5 protein-coding genes are annotated in these 4,020 nt (G+C 43.6%); 4 read left to right on the top strand and 1 reads right to left on the bottom strand.

Annotated elements, in window-relative coordinates:
• Positions 1 to 1,168: hemolysin family protein (locus Q0Y54_RS12015; protein ID WP_297968345.1), on the bottom strand; the 1,168-nt coding region annotated here is incomplete at its 3' end.
• A gap of 172 nt (positions 1,169 to 1,340) precedes the next feature.
• Between Q0Y54_RS12015 and Q0Y54_RS12020 the strand changes: the two genes are divergently transcribed.
• The 4 genes from Q0Y54_RS12020 to Q0Y54_RS12035 form a co-directional block, all read left to right on the top strand.
• A complete protein-coding gene (locus Q0Y54_RS12020; RefSeq protein ID WP_297968349.1) occupies positions 1,341 to 1,964 on the top strand; it encodes a TetR/AcrR family transcriptional regulator in 624 nt (207 codons plus the stop codon).
• Between the two features lie 72 nt (positions 1,965 to 2,036).
• Positions 2,037 to 2,729, top strand: coding sequence for an aspartate/glutamate racemase family protein (locus tag Q0Y54_RS12025; protein ID WP_297968353.1), 693 nt, complete (start codon positions 2,037 to 2,039; stop codon positions 2,727 to 2,729).
• A 62-nt stretch (positions 2,730 to 2,791) separates the two neighbouring features.
• On the top strand, positions 2,792 to 3,385 hold the full coding sequence (locus tag Q0Y54_RS12030) for a carboxylesterase (RefSeq protein ID WP_297968356.1): 594 nt from the start codon (positions 2,792 to 2,794) through the stop codon (positions 3,383 to 3,385).
• A gap of 21 nt (positions 3,386 to 3,406) precedes the next feature.
• A partial coding sequence (locus tag Q0Y54_RS12035) for a GNAT family N-acetyltransferase (protein ID WP_297968359.1) occupies positions 3,407 to 4,020 on the top strand: 614 nt, incomplete at its 3' end.

Genomic DNA, 4,020 nt, shown 5'->3' on the forward strand with positions numbered 1-4,020 from the left:
CGAAGACGCCCATGGTCTGGTAATAATCCTGTTCCTCCTCCGGAAGCTCATCAATAGCAAATATTTCCATAAAGTCGTCAATGGAGCACATACCCTCAATGTACCATTCATTGTCGTCCTTGGGAACAATCTGCAGCTGCTCCTGTTCATTTACATTGTTGGTGTCACCGATAAGCTCCAAAAGGATATCCTGAAGGGTGATAAAACCGATAACACCGCCATACTCATCCAGCACAACGGCCTCATGGATGCCGGATTCCTTAAATTGCTCCAGCACCCGGAAGGTTTCCATAGAACGGGGGATGAACATGGGCTTTCGGATAAATGGTTCCAGCTCCAATGACTCGTTGTTAAGGGCCGCATTTAAAATATCTTTGGTATAAATGACGCCACAGAATTCATCCAGGCTGTCACGGCCCACAGGGATAATATATTCTGAGGAATTTTTTATAAGGTCAAGATTGTGCTCCAGGGAATCATTAATATCCAGCCACATCATCTGTGTTCTGGGGGTCATCAGTGAATATGCCGTCTGGTCGCTCATGTGGAATACCCGGTCCACCAAATCCTGCTCCGTTTTTTCAAAGGTTCCGTCCTCTGTACCCTGCTCAATAAGGTCCTTAACCTCGTCCTCAGTGACCACATCCTCGTATTTCAGGTTAATACCAAAGAAGCTGAGGAAGAAGCTGGCCGAGGCTTCCAGAAAGGCTGTAACCGGCCTGGTGGTTTTTACCAAAGTGCGCAGGGTGCCTTGGCAATTAATAAGCGTCTGCTCAGGATGGCGCATGGCAATGGAGTTGGGCAAAAATTCAGAAAGAAGCAGGGTGAAATAGGTAACAATCACAATGCTGGCCACCAGGGCAACTGTATCATGATATGGAAGGAAGCTAATATATTCACCTACCACAGGGGAAAGGAGTACGCTGGTGGCAACCCCCATCAATATGCTGACCAGGGTAATGCCAATCTGAACCACTGCAAAGGCCAGCTCCGGTGCCTCAAAAAGCTCCAGGGCAGCCTTGGCATCCGGTATATTGTCATCCACCATTTTTTCCAGCCGGCTTTTATGACTTTCCGTCAGAGCTGTCTCCGCCATGGCAAAAAACACATTAATCAGCATTAAAATAAATATTATGGCAAAAATAAGTATGGGGTGATAGGTATCCAAAAAAAGCACATCCTTTAAGTATTGATATATCTTATATAGTTTAAGATATATTTTAACATTATTTGGGGCGTATATCTATATTTTCCTTGACAGGGATATGAAGTGATTATATTATAATACATGTTATGTAACAGTTGTTATGCAACATATATTACATTAAGGAGAATATGCCATGCCACCACGAGTTAAATTCCAAAAAGAAGATATTGTCAGTGCAGCCGTAAATATCGTTAGAAAAAAGGGGATTGAGGCTATTACCGCCCGCGAGGTGGCGGCAGAGCTTGGGGTATCCACAAGACCTATTTTTACATGGTTTGAAACTATTGAACAGCTTAAGTGTGAAGTGTATAAACAGGCTCAGGACCATTATCGTAGGTATATTCGGGAGGGGCTCAAAGTGAAGATTCCATTTTTGGGAGTTGGTCAGCAATATATCCGCTTTGCCAAAGAGGAGCCGGAGCTGTATAAGCTATTGTTTTTAGCCAGATCCAGTGATTCTTCGGGAGGTGCTATGAAGGCATTGGAGCTGTCACAAGATTTGGTACGGGAATCTATAATGAATATATATAATATGAATGCGTATACAGCGGATTGCTATTTCCGTAATTTGTGGCTAGTGGCGTTCAGTATAGCTACTCTTATTGTGACGGATGATTGTCCTTATACAGACAAAGAAATAAGTAGTATTTTTACGGAGATGAGTCTTGCGGTGTGCAAGGCATATAAGGAAATCCCGGGCTTGGCCAAGGGAAACTATGATAGGGATGCAATATTCACGGAATTGGTAAGTAAATAATATACATTTAGTACTGGATTGATATTATTTAATATGATTAGGGTGCATTGCGGATAGAAGGGACGGGGGATTATGAAAATTATAGGATTGCTTGGCGGAATGAGCTGGGAAAGTACAGTTACTTATTATGAGATATTGAATAGAACTGTGGCTGAAAAGCTGGGCGGCTATCACAGCGCTAAAATTATGATGTATAATATGGACTTTGCTCCTCTGGAAAATAATATGGCCACCGGTAATTGGGCCGGCAATGGTGAGATTTTATCAAAGGCTGCTAAAAGGTTGGAGAATGCCGGAGCGGAGTTTATTGTTATTGCCACTAATACTATGCATAAGCTGGTGCCGGATATAGAGAAGGAAATTAATATACCTATTTTTCATATTGCCGATGCCACGGCAAAGAAGGTAAAAGAGGATGGCTTGATTAAGGTTGGCTTCTTGGGGACCAAGTTCTCCATGACCCAGGATTTTTTGCATGAGCGATTCAGAAAGTCTGGTCTGGAGGTAATGATACCTGATGAAGCAGATATTGAGCTGGTAAATAATGTTATATTTGATGAGCTGTGCTTGGGAAAGATTCTGGAATCATCCCGCAAAGAGTATCAACGCATTATAGCTTCCATGAAGGAGCAAGGAGCAGAGGGAGTTATCCTTGGCTGTACGGAAATCGGTATGCTGATATCTGCTGAGGATAGTGCACTTCCGGTATATGATACTACACTGATCCACGCCCGTGAGGCAGCCTTAAAGGCTTTGGAGGATTAAGCAAAAGGGACTGTTAATTATTTTGGAAAGGTGTTTGCTCATAATTTATAGGGGAGAATTGGATGACTGTAATATTATATATTCACGGAAAGGGCGGCAGTGCAACGGAGGCTGAGCATTATATGGCTATCTTTCCAAGGGCGGCGGTAATAAGTATTGACTACAAGTCCAGCTCACCGTGGGAAACGGGAAGGGAAATAACGGCCTGTGTGGAGAAGCTAAAAAGACAGTATGACGATGTAGTATTGGTCGCCAACAGCATCGGAGCATTCTTTAGCATGAACGGTGAGTTGGATGGGCTGGTAAAGAAGGCGTACTTTATTTCGCCCATTGTGGATATGGAAAAATTAATCGTGGATATGATGACGTGGGCTAATGTGACCGAGGCTGAGCTGCAGGCCAAGGGGACTATTTTCACCGAATTTGGGGAGGATTTGTCCTGGGAGTATTTGAACTACGTACGGACTCATCCTTTTAGCTGGAATGTGCCAACCCAAATATTGTATGGCCGTGAGGACAAGCTGACTTCCTTGGCAACTATGGAGAAATTTGCAGAGATGCATAGCGCCAAACTGACTGTTATGGAGAAGGGTGAGCATTGGTTCCACACCGAGGAGCAGATGGAGTTTTTGGATAATTGGATTATGACAAATTAGTATTAGAAAGAAGCGAGAAAATTGAATAATAAAGATATAATAATTCGTCGGGAAACAGAGAAGGACTATCGTGCTGTAGAAAATATGGTACGGGAAGCATTTTGGAATGTGTACCGTCCCGGATGCGTGGAGCACTACGTACTGCATAAGCTGAGAAATGATAGAGATTTTGTGCCGGAGCTGGACTTTGTTATGGAAAAGGGAGGCGAAATTATTGGCCAGAATATATTTATGCGGGCTAGTATTAAGGCTGATAACGGGGAAATGATACCAGTTATGGCTATGGGACCTATATCCATTGCACCAAAGTATAAGAGGCAGGGATATGGCAAGCTGTTGCTGGATTATTGCCTTGAGCAGGCGTCAAAGCTTGGCTGTGGAGCCATGTGTTTTGAAGGTAATATTGATTTTTACGGTAAGAGTGGCTTTACTTATGCAAGCGAATTCGGCATCCGCTATCATGGACTTCCGGAAGGGGCTGACGCGTCCTTCTTTCTTTGTAAAGAGCTAAAACCAGGGTATTTGGCTGGTATTACTGGTGAATATGCACCACCGGCAGGCTATATGGTGGCTGAGGAAAATCCGGCAGAGTTTGAGGCCTTCGAGGCTCAATTTCCACCAAAGGAAAAGAAGGC

It is taken from the genome of uncultured Anaerovibrio sp., from assembly GCF_947302755.1.
In the GTDB taxonomy this organism is placed as follows: Bacteria; Bacillota; Negativicutes; order Selenomonadales; family Selenomonadaceae; genus Anaerovibrio.

Bases quoted from the DNA above. Each gene is read 5' to 3' on its own strand.
- Q0Y54_RS12030 (WP_297968356.1), top strand. From the start codon at position 2,792: ATGACTGTAATATTATATATTCACGGAAAGGGCGGCAGTGCAACGGAG.
- Q0Y54_RS12020 (WP_297968349.1), top strand. From the start codon at position 1,341: ATGCCACCACGAGTTAAATTCCAAAAAGAAGATATTGTCAGTGCAGCC.
- Q0Y54_RS12025 (WP_297968353.1), top strand. From the start codon at position 2,037: ATGAAAATTATAGGATTGCTTGGCGGAATGAGCTGGGAAAGTACAGTT.